At 42.1% G+C, this 20091-nt stretch carries 19 protein-coding genes; 9 read left to right on the forward strand and 10 right to left on the reverse strand.

Annotation, left to right across the window (positions count from 1 at the left end):
• The first annotated feature begins 32 nt into the window (after window positions 1-32).
• Together leuA and A3K91_RS05670 are read left to right on the forward strand one after the other, a co-directional pair.
• Window positions 33-1817 (forward strand): 2-isopropylmalate synthase, encoded by a 1785-nt coding sequence (gene leuA, locus A3K91_RS05665; RefSeq protein ID WP_062844389.1) that lies wholly within the window; start codon window positions 33-35, stop codon window positions 1815-1817.
• A 245-nt stretch (window positions 1818-2062) separates the two neighbouring features.
• Entirely contained in the window at window positions 2063-2686 is a 624-nt protein-coding gene (locus A3K91_RS05670; RefSeq protein WP_062844390.1) for a hypothetical protein, read from the forward strand.
• A gap of 89 nt (window positions 2687-2775) precedes the next feature.
• Here the strand turns inward: A3K91_RS05670 and accC are convergent, their stop codons facing one another.
• The 5 genes from accC to A3K91_RS05695 form a co-directional block, all read right to left on the reverse strand.
• Window positions 2776-4137, reverse strand: coding sequence for an acetyl-CoA carboxylase biotin carboxylase subunit (accC, locus tag A3K91_RS05675; RefSeq protein WP_062844391.1), 1362 nt, complete (start codon window positions 4135-4137; stop codon window positions 2776-2778).
• A gap of 157 nt (window positions 4138-4294) precedes the next feature.
• Complete coding sequence (accB, locus tag A3K91_RS05680) at window positions 4295-4726, reverse strand: acetyl-CoA carboxylase biotin carboxyl carrier protein (protein ID WP_062844392.1); 432 nt, start codon at window positions 4724-4726, stop codon at window positions 4295-4297.
• A gap of 247 nt (window positions 4727-4973) precedes the next feature.
• Window positions 4974-6341 carry an MATE family efflux transporter gene (locus tag A3K91_RS05685; RefSeq protein WP_062845884.1) on the reverse strand — a complete coding sequence of 456 codons (1368 nt, stop codon included), beginning with the start codon at window positions 6339-6341 and terminating at the stop codon, window positions 4974-4976.
• 289 nt (window positions 6342-6630) lie between these two features.
• Entirely contained in the window at window positions 6631-7671 is a 1041-nt protein-coding gene (locus tag A3K91_RS05690) for a hypothetical protein (protein WP_062844393.1), read from the reverse strand.
• Window positions 7672-7810: 139 nt separating this feature from the next.
• Window positions 7811-8308, reverse strand: coding sequence for an EVE domain-containing protein (locus A3K91_RS05695; protein WP_062844394.1), 498 nt, complete (start codon window positions 8306-8308; stop codon window positions 7811-7813).
• Window positions 8309-8629: 321 nt separating this feature from the next.
• Between A3K91_RS05695 and hemW the strand changes: the two genes are divergently transcribed.
• Window positions 8630-9952: a radical SAM family heme chaperone HemW gene (hemW, locus tag A3K91_RS05700; RefSeq protein ID WP_099046722.1), complete on the forward strand. Its 1323-nt coding sequence runs from the start codon at window positions 8630-8632 to the stop codon at window positions 9950-9952.
• 125 nt (window positions 9953-10077) lie between these two features.
• On the opposite strand, the gene A3K91_RS05705 is transcribed toward hemW, so the two are convergent.
• Window positions 10078-10218 carry an entericidin A/B family lipoprotein gene (locus A3K91_RS05705; protein ID WP_062844396.1) on the reverse strand — a complete coding sequence of 47 codons (141 nt, stop codon included), beginning with the start codon at window positions 10216-10218 and terminating at the stop codon, window positions 10078-10080.
• A gap of 251 nt (window positions 10219-10469) precedes the next feature.
• On the opposite strand from A3K91_RS05705, the gene A3K91_RS05710 reads away from it, so the two are divergent.
• Window positions 10470-11030 carry a tRNA (cytidine(34)-2'-O)-methyltransferase gene (locus tag A3K91_RS05710; RefSeq protein ID WP_062844397.1) on the forward strand — a complete coding sequence of 187 codons (561 nt, stop codon included), beginning with the start codon at window positions 10470-10472 and terminating at the stop codon, window positions 11028-11030.
• 69 nt (window positions 11031-11099) lie between these two features.
• On the opposite strand, the gene A3K91_RS05715 is transcribed toward A3K91_RS05710, so the two are convergent.
• From A3K91_RS05715 to tusD, 4 genes are all read right to left on the reverse strand, one after another.
• Window positions 11100-11429: a TusE/DsrC/DsvC family sulfur relay protein gene (locus tag A3K91_RS05715; RefSeq protein WP_062845885.1), complete on the reverse strand. Its 330-nt coding sequence runs from the start codon at window positions 11427-11429 to the stop codon at window positions 11100-11102.
• 11 nt (window positions 11430-11440) lie between these two features.
• Window positions 11441-11770 (reverse strand): hypothetical protein, encoded by a 330-nt coding sequence (locus A3K91_RS05720; protein ID WP_062844398.1) that lies wholly within the window; start codon window positions 11768-11770, stop codon window positions 11441-11443.
• Window positions 11771-11846: 76 nt separating this feature from the next.
• Window positions 11847-12170: a hypothetical protein gene (locus A3K91_RS05725; RefSeq protein WP_062844399.1), complete on the reverse strand. Its 324-nt coding sequence runs from the start codon at window positions 12168-12170 to the stop codon at window positions 11847-11849.
• 72 nt (window positions 12171-12242) lie between these two features.
• Window positions 12243-12692: a sulfurtransferase complex subunit TusD gene (tusD, locus tag A3K91_RS05730; protein WP_062845886.1), complete on the reverse strand. Its 450-nt coding sequence runs from the start codon at window positions 12690-12692 to the stop codon at window positions 12243-12245.
• Between the two features lie 214 nt (window positions 12693-12906).
• On the opposite strand from tusD, the gene glnE reads away from it, so the two are divergent.
• The 5 genes from glnE to A3K91_RS05755 all read left to right on the forward strand — a co-directional run bounded on the left by glnE (window position 12907) and on the right by A3K91_RS05755 (window position 20089).
• A complete protein-coding gene (gene glnE / locus A3K91_RS05735; protein ID WP_099046695.1) occupies window positions 12907-15786 on the forward strand; it encodes a bifunctional [glutamate--ammonia ligase]-adenylyl-L-tyrosine phosphorylase/[glutamate--ammonia-ligase] adenylyltransferase in 2880 nt (959 codons plus the stop codon).
• Between the two features lie 287 nt (window positions 15787-16073).
• Window positions 16074-17003 carry a branched-chain amino acid transaminase gene (locus A3K91_RS05740; protein WP_062844400.1) on the forward strand — a complete coding sequence of 310 codons (930 nt, stop codon included), beginning with the start codon at window positions 16074-16076 and terminating at the stop codon, window positions 17001-17003.
• A gap of 104 nt (window positions 17004-17107) precedes the next feature.
• Window positions 17108-17944 (forward strand): hypothetical protein, encoded by an 837-nt coding sequence (locus A3K91_RS05745; RefSeq protein WP_062844401.1) that lies wholly within the window; start codon window positions 17108-17110, stop codon window positions 17942-17944.
• 117 nt (window positions 17945-18061) lie between these two features.
• The gene (locus A3K91_RS05750) at window positions 18062-18928 is read left to right on the forward strand and encodes a glycosyltransferase (protein WP_062844402.1); all 867 of its coding nucleotides are present in this window, start codon (window positions 18062-18064) and stop codon (window positions 18926-18928) included.
• Between the two features lie 69 nt (window positions 18929-18997).
• Entirely contained in the window at window positions 18998-20089 is a 1092-nt protein-coding gene (locus A3K91_RS05755; protein WP_062844403.1) for a glycosyltransferase, read from the forward strand.
• Window positions 20090-20091: the final 2 nt, after the last annotated feature.

The raw sequence follows: 20091 nt of genomic DNA on the forward strand, positions 1-20091 counted from the left end.
ATCTAAAATCTCATATCATCTAAGGATTGATTATGTCTAACCAAACCACCAGCACCGTTGCCAAAGCGACCACCAAGATGACACCAAAAAGTGCCGCTTTTGATTTCCGTAAATATCGTCCATTTGCTTTTGCACCATCGTTACCAGATCGCACTTGGCCAAGCAAAACGATCGAGAAATCACCAATATGGGCAAGTGTGGATCTGCGTGATGGCAATCAGGCACTGATTGATCCGATGACCATTGAACAAAAAATGCGTTTTTTTAATACGCTAGTAGAAGTTGGGTTTAAAGAGATTGAAATTGGCTTTCCGTCAGCGGCACAGGTTGAATTTGACTTCGCTCGTAAACTTATCGAAGAAAATCATGTGCCAAACGATGTGACCTTGCAAGTTTTGGTTCAGGCTCGTGAGCATTTAATTGCTCGTACCTTCGAGTCATTGAAAGGCGCAAAGCGTGCGGTGGTCCATGTTTATAACTCAACCAGCCGTGTACAACGTGAAAAAGTTTATGCTAAAAACAAAGATGAAATTAAAGAAATCGCTATCACTGGCGCCAAGCTATTAAAAGAATATGCAGCAAAATATCCTGAAACAGAGTGGGTTTTTCAATATTCACCAGAAAGCTTTAGCCAAACAGAAACTGAATATGCCGTAGAGGTCTGTGATGCTGTTTGTAACATTTGGCAGCCTCAGCAAGGACAAGAGGTCATTCTTAACTTACCAGCGACGGTTGAAGCCTCAATGCCGAACGTTTTTGCTGATCAGGTTGAGTATTTCTGCCGCAATCTTGCCCATCGTGAGCATGTCATTGTCAGCTTGCACACGCATAATGACCGTGGCTGTGCCGTGGCTGCTGCTGAACTTGGCGTTCTTGCGGGTGCTGATCGTATTGAAGGGACGCTATTAGGTAATGGTGAACGTACAGGTAATATGGATATCATGGTCATGGCCATGAACTTATTTAGTCAGGGTATCGATCCTGAGCTTGATTTTAGTAACATGAGCGAAATTGTACAGGTGGTAAGTGAATGTAATAACTTACCTTTACATCCGCGTCATCCTTATGTGGGCGAATTGGTATTTACCGCCTTTAGTGGCTCACATCAAGACGCCATCAAAAAATCGCTTGATTACAATGAAAAGCATCAAGACGAGACCGACAATGTTTGGGATGTGGCTTACTTACCGATTGATCCGGCGCATATTGGTCGTAGTTATCAAGATGTGGTACGTATCAATAGCCAATCTGGTAAAGGCGGTGTCGCTTACATTTTGCAGCGTAATTATGGGTTTAACTTACCACGTTGGATGCAAATTGACTTTAGCGGTGTGGTACAAAAACAAGCTGAGGCCGTAGCGCGTGAGTTACAGAATGACGAGATTTTGCAGACCTTTGAAGACACATATCTACAGCAGGGTAAGTTTGAGCTATTAGATTATAGTGTCAATAATAAAGGTGGCGAGGTCTACTTTAACGGTCAAGTACAAATGAATGGTGATATCATCAACATTGATGGTACTGGTAATGGTCCATTGTCATCTTTTATTGATGGTCTTGCACAGCATACAGGCAAATCACTCCACATCATTAATTATGCTGAGCATGCAATCAATCCACAGCACAATAATGGTAATGGCATTGATGATGATACCAATCGGGACAATAAGACCAATGCAAACGCTGCAGCTTACATTCAATTGAATGTAGATGGTGATGTTTATTCAGGTATTGGCACTTGTAGCAGTACGGTATCGGCAATGCTTAAAGGCGCGTTATCTGCTTTTGCCCAAGCAGTAGGCACCGCTGCCGCCTAATAGTTATATAATGGTATTGGCCCTATGTATTAATGACACCATCGCTCCTTGCTATATGCAAGTACAGTGATGGTGTTATTTTTTTTACTATAGAAGCATTAGGGCTCTGATGTAGCATTTTATAATGATGCATTATTTTAGCGTGCGCTAAGTCAGCATCAATAGCATAATGTTACTTGTATTTTTGGTGTCTAAGACTTACGCTAATGTATATAACGCATATTATTATAAATAAAAGGTTAATTATGGAACCTATATCATTTGCTTCATTTTCATTAGCAGCTTTGTTGGCCTCATTGCCAGCGAATGGTGAAGTCATTAGTAAGCCAACGATTACTACTCATATCAGTCCTGCAATCGCTGGACAATGGGAGATAGATTTAGACAGCGAGATCACCATGACGAAAGAGGCTGAAGCCAGACAGGCTGCTGCCTTAGTCGATGGACAGAACGTTGACAGAGATGAGCCTAGAATAGTGGCAGGATCAGAAGGCGGTATTCTGACCCAAGATGAGCAACGGGCGCTTAATATTCAATCAAATCCTAACAAAGATTTGATCGCATCTACTAAAGTCTCCAATCAATGTCGCGAGCTATATAATTTTGCAGCAGATAATGAGGTATGGACTGTCAGTGGCAAAGAATTGACATATGGTCGCTATCTCATCACACATCGTGAAGAGGGACTACCTATTATCGCTATTAAAACTATCTATGATAATAACGAAGTAGATTGTTCTGGTAATAAAATTGATCAAACGGATGAAGCATTAATTGCATTTGTGAATCATGATGGCAACCAAATGCAGTGGTGTGCCGATCCTGATGGTAATGAGTGCTTTATGAACTTCAATAGAATATTGCCTTAACCAGCTATAGGGGTTATCCTTAATTCTCAAAATAAAAAACCGCTATTTTAAATAGCGGTTTTTTTATTTTGATAGATTACATTTTCAATCTAGGATTGTTTTTTTGCTTTGTTCGCTGTTAAAAGCTCTCTTTCAAGATAATGGATATTTTGTGCTTCATTGACAAAATTATCATCTGCTAAAATCACGTCACGATGTAGAGGGATGTTGGTTTTGATGCCTTCAATGACCAATTCATCAAGTGCATGCAATGTTTTAGATACCGCTTGCTGACGGGTTTGACCGTGGCAAATCAGTTTGCCAATCAACGAGTCATAATAAGTCGGTATTTCGTAGCCAGGATATAGGTGTGAATCAAACCGAACGCCCGCGCCACTTGGAGCAAACAATTGACTTACTGTACCAGGGCAAGGAACAAAGGTTGCTGCATCTTCAGCATTAATACGGCATTCAATCGCATGTCCTTGAATCTCAATCTCGCTTTGACGATAAGACAATCCATAACCAGCAGCGATTTTAAGCTGTTCAACGACCACATCGATACCTGTAATCATTTCGGTAACAGGGTGCTCAACCTGAACACGAGTGTTCATCTCGATGAAGAAAAATTCGTTGTTTTCAAATAAAAATTCGAAAGTACCTGCGCCGCGATATTTCACTAGCTCACATGCTTTTACGCAAGCTCTTAATATAGGCTCACGCACATCATCAGGGATGTCAGGAGCAGGGGCTTCTTCTAATACTTTTTGGTGACGACGTTGTAGCGAGCAATCGCGATCATACAAATGAATAGCATTGCCGTTGCCATCACCCAATACCTGTACTTCTACGTGGCGCGGGTTTTGTAGATAACGCTCCATATAAACAGTATCATCGCCAAACCACAATTCTGCTTCTTGTTTGGCAGCTTGTACTTGACCAACGATATCTTCAAATCGCTCAACCACACGCATACCACGACCGCCGCCACCAGAAGCGGCTTTAATCAACAATGGAAAACCAATATTGCGTGCTTGCTCTTCAGCATTATGGAGCGTAACGGCACCCACAGAGCCAGGCACGGTCGGTACACCTGCTTTTTTCATCGCGTTAATGGCTGATACTTTGTTACCCATCAAACGAATATGATCAGCGTTAGGGCCAACGAAGGTCAGACCTGCCTCTTCAACTCGTTCAGCAAACTCAGCATTCTCGGATAAAAAGCCGTAGCCAGGGTGAATGGCATCAGCGCCAGTGATTTCGGCTGCGGTCAAAATGGTATTGATGTCAAGATAACTCTGACTGGCGTTAGGTTTGCCAATACAGATTGCTTCGTCAACAAAGCGCAAATGCATTAAGTTTGCATCAGCTGTGGAATAGACACCTACAGTTTCTATTCCAAGAGCTTTACAAGCTCGAACGATACGCAGGGCAATCTCACCTCTATTGGCGATGAGCAGTTTTTTTATCATGGGTTCATCCTTGTCGAAGCGGCATTCATTGATAGAGTCGCTAGCTTAGGCATATTCAAATTAAATGCACTTAGTATAAGACGATCTAAATTAGATCATCTTACAGAAGATAACGAAGCCTCTATCATCATGAGATAAAGTATGGCAAAAATAGTCGTTAAGCTTTGTAGCGTACGACAGGCTGACCAAACTGTACCACTTCTGAGTTATTCACTAAGATTTCGTCAATGACACCACTTTGGGTCGCTTCAAGAGGATTCATGATTTTCATCGCTTCAATAATCCCTAAGGTGTCACCAGCCTGTACCTTTTGTCCAACCTTTACAAATGGCGGATCATTAGGACTAGGGGCTGAATAATAAACACCTACCATTGGCGATGTCTCAACACTACCAGCTTTTACCGCTGCAGGCGCGGCTTCAGCAGCGATTGGTGCACCAGCAGCAGCGGGCGCAGCCATCATCGTTGGCGCAGGCGCATCATAGTGACGAGTCAAACTGATATGCTCATCATCTGAGCTAACTTCTAAATTAACCAGTTCACTTTCTTCCATAAGGGCGATCAGGGTGCGTATTTTTTCAATATCCATAGTTTTAATTTTGCCTTGTACCAAAGTCGAGAAATAGTGTAACTAAATATTGTGTAGATAATTGCTAATGATACCTATATTCCGGTCAATGAGCAATCGATGTACAGTTGTTAACTGAGTTTTTTTACATATTATGACGTAAGCTATCGTACGCGTAAGAAAATATTAACGATTTATCATAATCTATGTGACCTCATAGCGCCAGTAAATATCATTAGAAGTATTGTTTGGATGAATCGAAACACGATCAACCCCACAAAGCTCTCAAACGTCTTTGTTGATAACGTAGTCGTAATGTGAGTAAGATAGACGACAAAACCAAACCAGTAATCAATGCCATCCAAAACCCCTGTGCACCAACATCAGTGAAGCGCACTAAATAAATACCTAGTGGTAAAGCCACTAACCAATAACAAAATAGCGTGACCAACATGGGTACGGCAGTGTCTTGCATACCGCGCAATATCCCTGCGATGTTTACTTGCCAGCCATCAAATAGCTGATAAGCGAGCGCAAAAATAAGCAGATGCATAGATTGAGCCATCACGGCTGGATTATCAGTGAAGGCTGCTGCCAATTGTGGTCTAAATAGCCATATTCCAAGCATACAAATAATGGCAATCAATACTGTCCATATGAGACCAGTGGCTTGCACCTGACGCAGCGCCATCATGTTTTTTTCGCCAAAGCGATTAGATACCATGATGGTTAATGCCATCGCGACTGATATAGGTATCATGAACAATTGCGAGGTGACAGACAATGCGACTTGATGCGATGCAGTTGCCAGCTCGCCCAATGGACTGATAACGAGTGCGCCCAAGCTAAATAAACTGGCTTCAAAAAAGATGGACACACCAATAGGAATACCAAGCTTAAGAAGTTTTTTGATCTGTGCACGATTAGGACTGGCAAACGCATAAAAAAAGCGAGTACTGGCAAACTGTTTACGCTTAGTAAAACTGGTATAAGTAGCGAGTAGTAACACGTTTATCCATAAAACTAAGGCAGTTGCAACCCCGCAACCGGCGCCGCCAAGCTCAGGCATCCCAAATAAACCATGAATAAAAATATAGTTCAGAGGAATATCGGCAAGTAAGCCGATGATACTAATGACAGTCACGGGCTCAGGTCGACCAAGTGCTTCGCAATAGCTGCGCAGTACCGCATAGACAGCCAAAGCAGGGAAACCAAAGGAGACACCATGCAAATATTGCGTGGCAATTGGCTGAATGTTCTCAGGTACACCCATGATTCCGAGTACATTAGGCGCTAAATTGACAACGATGAAACCAATAATACCAAGGACACCAGCAGTCCATAAAGATTGCTGTGTGATATGTGGTACTTGACTGTGCTGATCTTTACCTATCGCTTCACCAATCAGCGGTGTGGTTGCGATTAAAATACCAGAAGCCAATAAAAATAGAGGAAGCCAGATACCAGATCCAACAGCCACGGCCGCTAAATCAAGTGCAGAGACTTGACCCGCCATAATGGCATCTACGACACCGAGCGCTGCTTGGCAAAATTGAGTAATCAAAATAGGAAGCGCAAGCACGCCTAAGCGGAAGCTGTAGCTTTTAAAGTCTTTAAAAGATAATGGGAAAACCATAGTGAGCAACTTTTTATTCTTTGTGGTCGTCATTGCGGATGAGCAAATATGGTCATCAGCAAATCAATAGCGGACAGTAAGATAGAAGTTGTGCCAATGATGATAATTTGATAAACAGTAGAAGCAAGCCTATAAGGGCAAAGTCTGAAAATAAAATGAAAGGCACAAAAATAAAAATAACCCGTCAATTCAAAAAGTGAATAGACAGGTTACAAGTAAAGAAGATGGTAAAGAAGCTGGGCTATGATGTCAACGTTAAAGAAGCGTTTGTTATCACTAAAATATTAGCTCATAAAGATTCTGGTAAATCTTGTACCACTGCTTGATATCCGATTAGTGTATTATTCGCGTCAAATGCTTGTACGACAATCGCGTAGTTAATTGATTTGTCAGAAATAACAGGCGCAAACTGGGTTTCAAGATTACTCAATACCAGATTCTGTACATAGCCATTAGCACCCGATTCTGCTTTATTGACGTCGATTTGACTGATTAATACGTGCTGAGTATTAGCAGGGTTTTTCCAAGTAGCATTTTTCTGATTTCCATTACCGACAATGTCAAGGTTCATTTGACCAAGTTCATAGTCCAGAGGATAGGTTCTAAAATTGGAACGATCACTAATGGTATAAGTCACATTACAATTGTTTTCGCCACTTGATAGCGTTTTGCCGCCTAATCCGTCTTGATATTCAAAACTGCCTTTCCACGGTGAGCCTGCTTCTTTTTCTTCAAAACTACCAGCAAAGGTAGTTAGCAAGTTTGGTGTTTCTATCCCTAACTCATTAACATACTTAACATCCAAAAACTCTAAAGTATCGAGACTGCCTGTCACTTTACCAGCGATATAATTATCGATTTTTAGGGCTGAATTTACACCCAAGCTATTATTTTCTTGGCAAGCTTGTTGCTGATAGCTAATGCTACCGTCAACACTGCCAACCCCATCTTTACTGATGTCAAAGTATACGGCGCCAATATCAGTATCGTTGCTGTCACCATCATTGAGTTCAACGAAGTGTCCAACATACAGACCACCACGTCCACCCTCTGGTGTCAGCTTGTCTAGGAAATTATCCAGTGACTCTTCTGGCAAGAATACTGACTTTAAAATCTCAGCCATAGATTTTTCGTCATCGCTGAGTTTGTCTTCAACTTCTTTATATTTTTCTTTTACTTTGTCTTCCACACGATCATATTCGTCTTTTACCTGATCTTCTATGCGGTCGTACTCTTCTTTGGCCTTGTCGCCATCGCTACCACAAGCACTGAGCGTCAAGCTGAGCATACTGAGGGTTAAGGCAGACAATAGCAGTTTGGGTGCGCTCATAACTAAATCCTAGCGTTGTTATATGACAGTTATAAAAAGGGTAAGCAGATAAAAAGTCTGTGCTCGCCAATATAGCAAATTTATACAGCACGCACGTGGATAAGTGTTAACTTACAACATAAAATTTTATATATTACCCTTACAGATGGACGTTGGCCTCGTCTGGCAGTAGGCCAAGAGTATCTGCCATAGACATAATGGCGTGCCAATGTTTTGGCTCAAGTGGAATAATAGTAAGCTGCTCGCAACCTTTTCTAAGGAGTAAAGAGTCTTCAAGTGCTGGCAAAAACTTCAGCTCTGATAAAGGTAAAACATCTATGAAAGCCAGCTCAAAACTCACTTCTACCATATACCAACGCGGCGCGTCTTCAGTCGCCAGTGGATCGTAATGGCGATGTTCAGGATGAAACTGGCTGGGATCAGGAAATCCTGCTTTGCTAATAGTCATGATGCCAGCTGCGCCTGACGGTCTGGCGCTAGAATGATAAAAGACAACTTTGTCGCCAACACGCATGTCATCACGCATAAAATTGCGAGCACGGTAGTTACGAACGCCATCCCAGTCGTCTCTCTCTAATCGCTCTAAATCTTCAATACCAAAAAATTTCGGGTTGGATTTCATCAGCCAATAAGCCATGTGTTGTATCCTTATAGTATGGTCAGTTATTTGTCGTAAACGTCTGATTAATGCGTTTTTAACATGTTGCCTGTAAGCCAATCGTTTTAACATCGGTTTTTATGAGTGGTTTTGTTGAGAAATTTATCATCGCAGCGCTTTTCTTTACATCATCTAGCCGTTATCCTAGCGCTACTTTCTGCTGATAACATCAGCCACCTATTTGTATAGACCGTTTTGCAGACAGCTTTTTCACAGATACCTTTATTAAAGAACCCTTCGTTTATGTCAAATACTCAATCTGCTCATTTCTTAAGTAGCAATAGACCTTTTAATGATTCTATGGTGAGTGTATGGGACGTGAAAGCCATTCCGCTAGCACTTTATATTCACATCCCGTGGTGCGTCAAAAAGTGCCCTTATTGTGACTTTAATTCACACGAGCTACCAGAAGATTCTCAGCTGTCTATGTATGATGAATACGTAGACGCGCTGTTGCTAGATGCTCGATTACAACAGTCACTGACGCAAGAGCGTGAAATCAGCTCAATATTTATAGGCGGGGGCACCCCTTCATTGCTGCCAATTGCACAGTACCAGCGTTTGTTTTCTGGCTTACGTCGTATTTTTAGCTTTGCTGAAGACATCGAGGTAACGATGGAAGCCAATCCAGGTACGCTTGAGCATGCCCCTTTTGCTGAGTATTTGAAAGTGGGTATCAATCGGTTGTCTATTGGGGTACAGAGCTTTGCTGCTGATAAATTGAAAACGCTTGGTCGTATCCATGACCCTGCTCAGGCACTATCAGCAATTCGTGCTGCTCGTGCCGCGGGTTTTGAGCGAGTCAATGTGGATTTGATGCATGGATTACCGCAGCAAATGATGGATGAAGCATTGACCGATATTCGCATGGCGCATGAAGCGGGTGCTACCCATATTTCTTGGTATCAATTAACCATTGAGCCCAACACAGTATTCTATCGCAGTCAGCCTATTTTGCCAGATGAAGACAATTTGGCTGATATTGAGCAAGCTGGTCAAGCGCTTTTGGAGGACTTGGGCTATAGCAATTATGAAGTCTCAGCTTGGGTGGGCACCTCAGACAAACCGTGTCGTCACAATATTAACTATTGGCAGTTTGGTGACTACTTGGCGATTGGCGCTGGCGCGCATGGTAAGGTAACGGTTGGTGATATAGGCTCAAACTTAACTGAGAGTAGGCTACGTCCTGTAGAAACAGACGATAGATTAGAAAATAACTTGCTAGAAGCGTCTGGTATTTACCGTTTTAGTAAGTCGCGCTTGCCTAAAGATTATATGGTTAAAAATGACGAGTTTGACAGTCATGATACTGCTAACGTTGAGGCTAAAGATTTACCAGTAACTGAGTATTCGTCCATTCAACAACTTGCCCCAAAAATGGTTGGCTGGCAGAAAATTGCCAGTGACGAGCTTGTCAGTGAGTTCATGCTGAATGTACTACGTTTGCATGGCGGGGTAGAGTGGTCGTTGTTTGAAGCTAGAACGGGTCTTAGTTACGATGACATTGATGTGCAAGTGAAAAAACTGATAGCGCAGGGATTATTGATAGACAGTACTGAGCATCTACAGCCGACCGCATTAGGGCAGCGTTACTTAAATCAAATATTACGAGAGTTTTTATGACAGTGAATATTGATCGGCATATTATCAAGCAGCAGTTTACAGCTGAAACATCTTAAAAAACTTACAATAAAAAAGGGCGTATCAAATCAATGATAAGCCCTCTAGAACATCTAAGTAGTTAACACTTAGATTTTGTTTTGTACTTCTTGTGCACTACCAGATACAGCACTGCCAGCACTTGATACGTCTTGGCCTAAACCTTTAAAAGTGTTACAACCAGTTAGAACAAACATAGCAGCTAAAGATGCGATAATTACTTTTTTCATAATAGTATCCTCAAAAATGGGTTTTTATAAATAATCACAGTGACCTAAGCAGGTGCTTAAACTTCACTGAGGGGGTAATGAATAAAATGATAATGTATAAATATTATCTCGCTATCCGTTACCGACATAATAGTGAAAGTTAAAAACGCTGCACAGTATCAAAATGTAATTATCGCTAGTAAACTGTAACTTTTCATTACACACCATATATAAGGCAAACAACAGTTTGCTTTGATTACTTGAGGAGTATTATGACCATCCATATCGTGCTGGTAGCACCTAAGATGCCTAGCAATACAGGCAATATTATTCGCTTGTGTGCGAATACAGGCGCGCAGCTACATTTGGTGAGACCTTTAGGGTTCGAGCTTGATGATAAAAAACTGCGCCGTGCCGGTCTGGACTATCATGAGTATGCGCATTTGCAAGTACACGATGATTGGATAATGGCAAGACAGGCATTGCAAGCTGCAGACTGTCGAACGATTACCGCGCTAACCACCAAGCTTAGTAAGCCTTTTTATGACTATGATTTTAGCGGACAGCGAGGCACTGAAGAAGTAGAAAACCACTCAATGCCTAATATCGCTCTGGTGTTTGGGTCTGAAACCGCAGGATTGGCTGACGATATTCGTGAAGACATCGGCGCAGACAATTGGCTGAGATTACCGATGCTTGCTGATTCACGCAGTTTGAATTTGTCTAATAGCGTGGCAATATGCTTGTATGAAATATGGCGTCAGCAAGGCTTCTCTGGTGACGAGGGGCGCAGTATTGGCTATGAGACATTGACTGTCTATGATCCAAAATAATGCTCTGTTGATTGGCTAATCAAATATCATGCCCTATATCTATAGACACGTATAACAATGACTAATACCTTATAAACAGTTTGGCGGCTTGGGTAGACCAGCTAAGCGATTGACATGGCGAGCAACCAACCCTGTATTGAATAACTGCTGAAGCTTTTGGTTGCTAATGTCATGGGTTGGCAGCGTTTTTTGTAGCCATTTAATGAGCGGGCGTGTGGCGGGTGCATGATTGAACTTATCAAAAAACGCTCGTACCTGTTGTAAGATTTGCAAATGCTCAGTCTCTAACACCACATCTAAGGTATTAGCGAGTTGCTGCGCAATAGCAGGTGTCCAAATACTATGGTCACATAAATGACCGTCCTGATCCAATGCCACGGTACTCAAGTCGTGAATCATATTGTCGTTATTCATAAGGTAATCGTCACCACTTTCTCGAATTGACTGTCTTGGGTTAAATTAACCCAGTCTAGATCTGTTAATAAACCATTTAGTTTGGCATCTAGATTGAGCTTAGCGCTGGTATTGGTGGTTAGCTGAGCCACATCATCTGCTAGTGCATAGATGCCAGCAATACCCTGTATTTCGCTCTCTTCTAAATGGGCATTAAACCAATCGATAAAAGCGATGGTTGAGCCGAGCAGTATCACACTGTCACCTGAGCGCCATGTGCGTGCCATCTCTTCGGTAGCGTGACTAAGCGTATCCATTGTACTGTGTAACTGATATAAGGTTGCCATAAGTATGTCCAGCTGTTGTTATTTTAATATTAGGCGTTGGGTCAAATAGTGATCTATTTGGTGATATTACTTGTCATCAAAATCGCAATATCTGCTCAAAATCTTGAGTGTTCACCACTTCTGGTATCAATGTTAATTGAGAGGCCAAATCTGCTGGTATCATGCCCGTCACCCAACCACTAAAGACATCATCAGGGAGCCATGCGGCTGGCATATCATATAGATCAAGCGACTGAATCATGCCATGCAAACGTGATTCAGGCTGCATCAATAGGCCAAAGACGGGCGCATCCAAATAAAGCTGCACCTCATGGCCAAAAGTTGCTAGGGTTAGCGCAAGCGCACAGCCTTCATAACTGGCCATCTCAGTCGCCGTATGTAGCTGAATTAATAATTTCATGATTACTTCCTAATCTGTGTAGTCACTGACTGGCCTTTATCTAAGGCTGCTTTTTGCTAAAGCTGCACTTTATCAAAACTGCATCAGCGTATTGTTTTCTTGCATCATCATGGCGAGCTCGCTAAGTCCAACTAAGGCAAAACCTGCGGCAAGGTTGTCGCTATCAAGCTGATGACGTGCGCTGTTATCAGCATCAGTGATACCGCGACTGAGGGCAGTACTGACACAAACGGGTAGCGATAATTCATATTGCTCAGCGAGATTTTGCCACTCTTTGGTCAAATTGATTTGGTCAGCAGACTGCCAACGTAAACGATTTGCAATATGAGCAGCATCTCCATAAAAAAAGATATTTAACGACGCTTTTTTTATTTTGGAGTGGTCGCTGTCATTGTGCTGCTCGTCTGCAGCAACTGCATTTTTAGCGTTTTGAAGATAGGCACGTGCATAACGCAGCGCTAGCTTGGCAAGCGGGTGGCTTGGGTCGGCAGTAATGAGGAGTAAGGGCGTAGTGGTGGTCATAGAATTTTTATCAATCATCTGTGCTAAAGTTGTTTATGCTACCATAAAGCCACTCAAAGCAACTAGGCGCACTGCCATGAAATGTGGTTTTATATCCCACAGTTATTATTAAGTGCTGTTATTGGATACAGTGACTGCTTCGTAAGAAAAAACAATAAACTTATGCGCGAGCTTCACGTAGTCTTATCACTCTATGCAAGGAGTTTATGTCCCTATGTTACCTGCTATGCCTTCACCTATGAACAATACGACAGATTGTCAGCCGACAGCGGCGCAGCTACAAACATTGCAAACGGCAAGTAGCTTTGCTTATCAGATTTGGGAGAGCCGGACGGTCTCGTGTCAAACGTTTTTACGTAGCTATCCTCTAGACCAGACTTTAACGCGCCAGCAAATTGATGATCTGATTCAAGACTATACGTTGGATGAGAACTATCAATTGGTTGATGAAGCAAAGGTAATGAGCGGCTTACGACACTTGCGTACACTGCTGATGATGCGCTGGATTTGGCAAGATGCCTTACAAGTGATTGCGCTTGAGCAATTGACCGATGAGCTGTCTGAATTTGCTGATGGTTGTATCTCGTTTGCTAAGGACTATACGTATCGTCATTTGGTTAAACAATACGGTGAGCCAACCTTTATTAACGCTCAAGGCAATGTGCAAATTGATGATATGGCAATCATGGCGATGGGTAAACTGGGTGCTCATGAACTTAATTTATCGAGTGATATTGATCTCATCTTCGTTCATCAGGCTCGCGGAGAAACCAACGGCAACAAGGCAAATGGCACACGAAGTATAGACAACAAGCGTTTTATGACGCGACTCGGTCAAGGCATTATCAAACTATTGGACAATAAAACGGCTGATGGTTTTGCTTTTCGAGTCGACATGCGTTTGCGTCCATGGGGTGATGGTAGTGATTTGGCCATCCATTTATCGGCGCTACAAAAATATTTCTCTTTGCATGGACGTGCGTGGGAGCGTTTTGCGTGGTTAAAAGCCCGAGTAGTAGGCCACATAGACCAGCCATTCTATGATGAATTACAAGCGCTCATCAAACCATTCGTCTTTCGCTACTATGTCGATTATAGTGCGTTCTCAGCGCTTCGAGAGATGAAGTCACTCATTCAGAACCAAGTGGCTCAGCGTGAGGACTTGGATAATATCAAACTTGGTGCAGGCGGTATCAGAGATATTGAGTTTATTGTACAGGCCTTTCAGCTAATTTATGGAGGTAGGCATCCGCAATTACAGATCAAGTCTTGCTTAGAAGCGATGCAAGTATTGTGTGAACTTAGATATTTAGAAACATCAACATATGAGCAGTTGCAAGCGGCTTATCGGTTTTTGCGCCGGCTTGAGCATGGTATTCAGGCCATCAATGATCAGCAAACTCAGCGTTTACCACATGATCCAAAATGGCAGCATAACCTTGCGATCACCCTTGGATTTGATAACTGGGAAGCACTGCTGAGCACTCTCAATCAGCATCGAAACAATGTCAATGTGCCATTTGAGCGCATGGTGACTGAACGCCAAGTCCCCACTCAAGAAGAAACGGATATCGGACCGGAGCGGCTGGACAAACAGATTGCGCGTTTATATCAAGTCCTGACAGAAGATAATGGTAAGTTGCTACAGGATTTTTGGCAGTCAAAAATGGTTGCCAACTTAAGCGAGGAAGCTCGTGAGCGCTTGGATGATGCATATCCTGTTATTGTACATGCGCTACTCGCGCACCAAGAGCAGCAGCAACTGGCGAATACTGCTTTACCTCGCCTTATCGCCTTGCTTGAAGCGATCTGTCGCCGTTCTATATATTTGGTCATGATCGCAGAAAACCCGAATGCAACGGTTGAGTTGATTCCGATGTTATCAGCCAGTCCGTGGATTGCAAAAGAGCTGGCACAGTATCCGGTACTTCTAGATAGCTTCTTACAGCAGCGCTATCGTCACTTGCCTGACAAGCTTGAATTACGTGATATTTTGCGTCAACAGTTGTTGCGGGTTGAGCCTAATGATGAAGAAGAATTACTGAGTGTCCTAAGACTGTTCAAAAAGAACCAAGTATTGGCCGTGGCGGCCAGCGATGTGTTGGCTGAGCGTCCAATCATGAAAGTGTCGGACTCTCTGACTTATATTGCAGAAGTAGTGTTAGAGGCTGCACTTGAGCGGGCCTTTGCCGAGCTTGTGAAGCGTTATGGTTATCCTATTGGTCAAGATGGTGATCCAGTTACAGAGGCAGATTGCGGCTTTGCCATCATCGGCTATGGTAAACTTGGCGGGCTAGAGTTGTCCTATGCTTCAGACTTGGATTTGGTGTTCTTGCATAAAATAAAAGAGCAGGGTATGACTACCGGTGAGAAATCGGTGAGTGGCATGAAATTCGCTGCACGTTTGGTACAAAAATTGATGAATTATCTCAATACTCAAACGCGAGATGGCCGCGCTTATGAGATTGATATGCGTTTACGTCCTTCAGGCAACGCAGGTATGATGGTAGTATCCTGCCATGCTTTTGAAACCTATCAGTTTGAAAAAGCATGGTCGTGGGAGCATCAAGCTTTGGTTCGTGCACGCGCAATTTGTGGTGATAGGCGAGTAACAGCACAGTTCTGTGATATTCGTCGAGATGTGTTGGCATTACCACGGACAATAGAACAAGTACGTTCTGAAGTCACCAGTATGCGTATAAAAATGCAAAAACATTTGGGTACGAGCCAATGGCAACAACAAGCGGGCAAGTTCCATCTTAAACAAGATGCGGGTGGCATAGTCGATATTGAGTTCTTAGCACAATTCGCTGTGCTGGCTTATTCGCACGAGTATCCAAGTTTGACTAAGTGGAGTGATAATGTCCGTATTTTCGAGGAAGTGGGGTCGTTAGGTATTTGGGAGCAGCGTGTTTGTCAGGATCTGACGGATGCCTATCTCAGAATTCGTGCGGCCACTCATCAGTTAGCGTTGTCAGAGCAGTCGTTATTGGTCGATGAGTCATTATGGAAAGAGACGCGTGCACTTTTGCAAGCGCAATGGCAGCATTTGATGGGTGTCAATTTGACAGACACAACCTTACCAACATCTTGAGGGAGTCTATAACCATAAAGCTAATAACTATAAAACCAATAACCATAAAATCAGTAACGATAAATAATATGAAAATAGTATGTAAACCAAAAGATTTCATTTGCTCGTACTGCCAATGATATAATCGGCTTCACATCATAATTTCACCATCAGTATAGATTCATAATGAAATTGTATTTTTAACCATAAAATGTGATACGGCGGTGTTATTATATGATGTTGACACATACTGTTGAATAAAACCTATCTAAAAAGTTAGACGTTAGCGCTAGCATAAGGACTATAAAATGAATATGGCAACACAAGACGGTAAGCTTTGGATGAATGGCACGATGCTCGAACAGCCAGATGCTAAAGTTCATGTACTGACGCACAGCTTGCATTATGGCATGGCTGTGTTTGAAGGGGTACGCGCTTACCAAACAGCCGATAACCGCACTGCTATTTTTCGCCTAAAAGATCATACTGAGCGCTTATTAGGCTCAGCGAAAATATTCCAAATGGATGTGCCTTTTGACGCGGCAACACTTGAGCAAGCACAAAAAGATGTGGTCAAACAAAACAACTTAGCAGAAGCGTACATCCGTCCTTTGATTTGGGTAGGCGCAGAAAAGCTAGGTATCTCATCTCGTGAAAACAGTATCAATGCGATGGTTGCTGCTTGGCATTGGGGTGCTTATTTAGGAGATGAGGGTATCAAAAATGGTATCCGCGTAAAAACCTCTTCTTACACGCATCATATGCCTAACGTCACCATGTGCAAAGCAAAAGCATCTAGCAACTATCCTGTGTCTATCTTGGCAAACCAAGAAGTCACTCGTAATGGTTATGACGAAGCGATCTTAATGGATCCACAAGGTTTTGTATGCCAAGGCGCTGGCGAAAACTTATTCTTAGTTAAAGACGGTGTCCTACATACCCCAGACCTATCTGGTGGTGCATTAGACGGCATTACTCGTCGTACTATTCTTCAGTTCGCAGCGGATTTAGACATCAAAGTTGTTGAGCGCCGTATCACTCGTGATGAGTTTTATTTAGCGGATGAAATCTTTATGACAGGTACCGCTGCTGAAGTGACGCCTATTCGTGAATATGATGATCGTACTATCGGTAATGGTGGTCGTGGCGAGTTGACCGAAAAACTACAGACGTTATATTTTGATGCTGTGCATGGTCGCAATGAAAAATATATGGATTGGTTAAGCTTCATCGACTAAAAGCCATATTATTTAAACCTATCAAAAAAGCTGAGCGTAATCGTTCAGCTTTTTTATGCTAATATATTTGTCATATTTATCCATAAGATTAAAGTGAGCAGTCAATGCCAATAGATTCTAGTACAGCAGATAATAATAATATCAAACAAATTATTTGTATTAAATGGGGTACAAAGTACGGCGCTGATTATGCCAATAAATTATATGGCATGGTCTCTCGTAACATCACACCACCGTTTCGTTTTGTCTGTTTTACAGATGATACGACTGATGTGCGTCCAGAAATCGAATGTCAAGAATTGCCACCACTAGATGTCACTATGCCGACCAATACCCTTGGTAAGTGGCCGAAATCTCGCTTGTGGGGTGAGAAACTGGGTGATTTGACAGGTACAGTGCTGTTTGTAGATTTGGATGTGATTATAGTAGATAGTCTCGATCCTTTCTTTGAATATGGCGAGCCAGATGACGTTATTTTGTCTTATAACCCAAGTAATCCATTAGAACGTTTGGGTCAGACGTCTTGCTTTAGATTTAAAATAGGGTCACTTGTCTCATTACAAGAAAAATTCAAAGCCGATCCCCAAGGTGTCGCTGATGAATATCGTTTTGAGCAGCGCTTTGTTACCCGTAACGCGCCAGGTGGCGTCAAGCTGTTTCCAAAGGCGTGGGTTGCTCATTTTAGACGCAAATGTCGTCAGCCATTCCCGCTTAACTATATTAAGGAACCAAAAATTCCTAAAGGCGCTCGCATCGTCATTTTCCCTGGTGATTTGTATCCGACGCATGCTATTGAAGGCAGATATAACAAAAACGCTGCTAACAATGCCAAAGATCATTTGAAGAGACTCACTGAGCCTAAAAACTTAAAAAGACCGCTCCGTCATCTGCGTCACTTTATTTTGCCAGTTGGGTGGATAGAAAAATATTGGAAAGAATAAGCTCAATGTGATTTTAACGAATTTCATGTTAAAAAATCAGTACTTAAGCCTTATCACATTTAAGTATCATCACATAGGTATAAGGCTTAGAGTATTTATCAGTCAACGGATGTAATTATGAAACCAAATGATACTATTAGAGTTTTTGTCGGTTGCGACCCAAATAACTGTGATTTAGAGCAGATGATGGTGTTGGATTATAGTATCCATAAACATACTAGCGTCCCTGTTGAAATAGTATGGATGCAGCTATCGCGTGATCCTAAAAGCTATTGGTATTCTAATCCTGAAACTGGCGAGGGCTGGGACACAACCAAATGGTCAACGCCATTTTCAGGGTTCAGGTGGGCTATTCCAGAATACTGTGGTTACTCTGGGCGTGCTATTTATATGGATGCTGATGTGGTGGTTTTAGATGACTTAGCAAATTTATGGCGTCATCCCATCAATGGAAAATCTGTAGTAGCGGCCAAAACAAATGCGGATATGACTCGCTTATGTACCTGCGTTTGGGATTGTAACAAGGCAAAGGATGTTGTTCCGCCGATTCAACAACTCAGAAAAGATCCTGATAGCCATAGACATATGATGAAGCTGCTTAAGAAGAATAGAAAGCTCATCGAGCCTTACCTTAATACCTATAATTGCGTAGATGGTGAAGGTTTACCAATAGAAGATATCAAGATATTACATTACTCAGATATGGGCACGCAGTTCAGCCACAAATACGCAATAGATAGAGTAAAAGCAGAAGGATTTGAGCATTGGTTTGATGGTAATATTATGCCGCACCCAAGACAAGATTTGTCTGAGGTTTTTGATGAATATTATAACGAAGCACTTGCTGCAGGATATCAGTTAGACAGTTATAGAGTTGAACCTTTTGGACGTTTTCCGAAAAAATCTCAGCAAGGTTATGTGGGTAATAAAGTTACTCGTCCTCCCGCCTCTAAATCGTTATTTGCGAAATTGTTTAATCGCTAATTTTTTTCGTAAAATCATCGTATATTCTGTTTTCAAATGGGTGAAGAATCAATCCATAGGTTGTCATTTATGAAGCAGCACAAAAAAATTGTAGTACTCGTTATTAACTGTCTACAAGGTGGCGGTGCGGAACGTGTAGTATTAACGTTAGGTCAAGGATTCTATGAGCTGGGCTACGAGGTACATATACTAAGATTCAAGCCGCTAGTTGAGTACGACTTGGGTCCAAATCTTAATTATCATGTACTTAGATTTAAACCTTATAAGCTCATACCAGGATCAGAGCGGCGTGACAGAATTTTTGCGCGTGCGGTTGATAAATATGTTTCACAAAATATTGGTCAACCTGACATTGTATTGTCTAACCTTGATCGTGCAGACAGTATCCTGAGCAATAGTAAGCTGCCCAATATCTTTTATGTGATCCATAATACGGTGTCTTTATTATATAAGTTCAATAAGACCAGTGCGGCTGACGACCTAAAATCTAAGATGATCAACATATACTCTAAGCATCCTTGTATATGCGTCAGCAAGGGCGCTGAAAAAGATTTTATAAAAAGCTTTGGTGATATCACACCAACGATTGCCATTCATAATCCAATTGATAGAGATGGAATCAAAAAACAGGCTGATGCTTTTGTTCCAGATTATCAAAACTACATCATCCATGTGGGTAGCTTTAAAGATGCAAAGCGTCATGATTTATTGGTAAAAGCATACGCTCAAACAGACCAGTCTATGCCGCTATTGTTGCTCGGCCAAGGTAAGCATAAAAGTGAGACGGAGCAATTAGTTAAAGAGTTAAACCTAGAGGAAAAAGTGGTGTTTTTAGGTTTTTGTGAAAATCCTTTCCCTTATATAAAAAATGCCCAATTTAAAATACTGACCTCTGATTGGGAAGGCTTTGCCTTGGTGATCGCTGAGGCTTTGGTGCTAGGTACGCCTGTCATAAGTACTAACTGTCCTTCAGGTCCAAGTGAGTTATTACCCGAAAATAACTTAATGCCAATGGGTGATATTGATGCAATTGCCGAAAAAATGCGTCAAGCCATGAATAACCCACAGAAATTTCATGCATCATTTGATGAAAAACTTCTCCCAGCTCAGATTGCGGCAGAATATGTAGGCTTTGCCCACAGCGTGAACACTAAAAGTTGATA

This window comes from Psychrobacter alimentarius (assembly GCF_001606025.1).
GTDB lineage: Bacteria > Pseudomonadota > Gammaproteobacteria > Pseudomonadales > Moraxellaceae > Psychrobacter > Psychrobacter alimentarius.

Excerpts from the sequence above, each read along its gene's own strand:
- leuA (WP_062844389.1), top strand. The coding sequence starts at position 33 with ATGTCTAACCAAACCACCAGCACCGTTGCCAAAGCGACCACCAAGATG.
- A3K91_RS05670 (WP_062844390.1), top strand. The coding sequence starts at position 2,063 with ATGGAACCTATATCATTTGCTTCATTTTCATTAGCAGCTTTGTTGGCC.
- accC (WP_062844391.1), bottom strand. The coding sequence starts at position 4,137 with ATGATAAAAAAACTGCTCATCGCCAATAGAGGTGAGATTGCCCTGCGT.
- accB (WP_062844392.1), bottom strand. The coding sequence starts at position 4,726 with ATGGATATTGAAAAAATACGCACCCTGATCGCCCTTATGGAAGAAAGT.
- A3K91_RS05685 (WP_062845884.1), bottom strand. The coding sequence starts at position 6,341 with ATGGTTTTCCCATTATCTTTTAAAGACTTTAAAAGCTACAGCTTCCGC.
- A3K91_RS05690 (WP_062844393.1), bottom strand. The coding sequence starts at position 7,671 with ATGAGCGCACCCAAACTGCTATTGTCTGCCTTAACCCTCAGTATGCTC.
- A3K91_RS05695 (WP_062844394.1), bottom strand. The coding sequence starts at position 8,308 with ATGGCTTATTGGCTGATGAAATCCAACCCGAAATTTTTTGGTATTGAA.
- hemW (WP_099046722.1), top strand. The coding sequence starts at position 8,630 with ATGGTGAGTGTATGGGACGTGAAAGCCATTCCGCTAGCACTTTATATT.
- A3K91_RS05705 (WP_062844396.1), bottom strand. The coding sequence starts at position 10,218 with ATGAAAAAAGTAATTATCGCATCTTTAGCTGCTATGTTTGTTCTAACT.
- A3K91_RS05710 (WP_062844397.1), top strand. The coding sequence starts at position 10,470 with ATGACCATCCATATCGTGCTGGTAGCACCTAAGATGCCTAGCAATACA.
- A3K91_RS05715 (WP_062845885.1), bottom strand. The coding sequence starts at position 11,429 with ATGATTCACGACTTGAGTACCGTGGCATTGGATCAGGACGGTCATTTA.
- A3K91_RS05720 (WP_062844398.1), bottom strand. The coding sequence starts at position 11,770 with ATGGCAACCTTATATCAGTTACACAGTACAATGGATACGCTTAGTCAC.
- A3K91_RS05725 (WP_062844399.1), bottom strand. The coding sequence starts at position 12,170 with ATGAAATTATTAATTCAGCTACATACGGCGACTGAGATGGCCAGTTAT.
- tusD (WP_062845886.1), bottom strand. The coding sequence starts at position 12,692 with ATGACCACCACTACGCCCTTACTCCTCATTACTGCCGACCCAAGCCAC.
- glnE (WP_099046695.1), top strand. The coding sequence starts at position 12,907 with ATGTTACCTGCTATGCCTTCACCTATGAACAATACGACAGATTGTCAG.
- A3K91_RS05740 (WP_062844400.1), top strand. The coding sequence starts at position 16,074 with ATGAATATGGCAACACAAGACGGTAAGCTTTGGATGAATGGCACGATG.
- A3K91_RS05745 (WP_062844401.1), top strand. The coding sequence starts at position 17,108 with ATGCCAATAGATTCTAGTACAGCAGATAATAATAATATCAAACAAATT.
- A3K91_RS05750 (WP_062844402.1), top strand. The coding sequence starts at position 18,062 with ATGAAACCAAATGATACTATTAGAGTTTTTGTCGGTTGCGACCCAAAT.
- A3K91_RS05755 (WP_062844403.1), top strand. The coding sequence starts at position 18,998 with ATGAAGCAGCACAAAAAAATTGTAGTACTCGTTATTAACTGTCTACAA.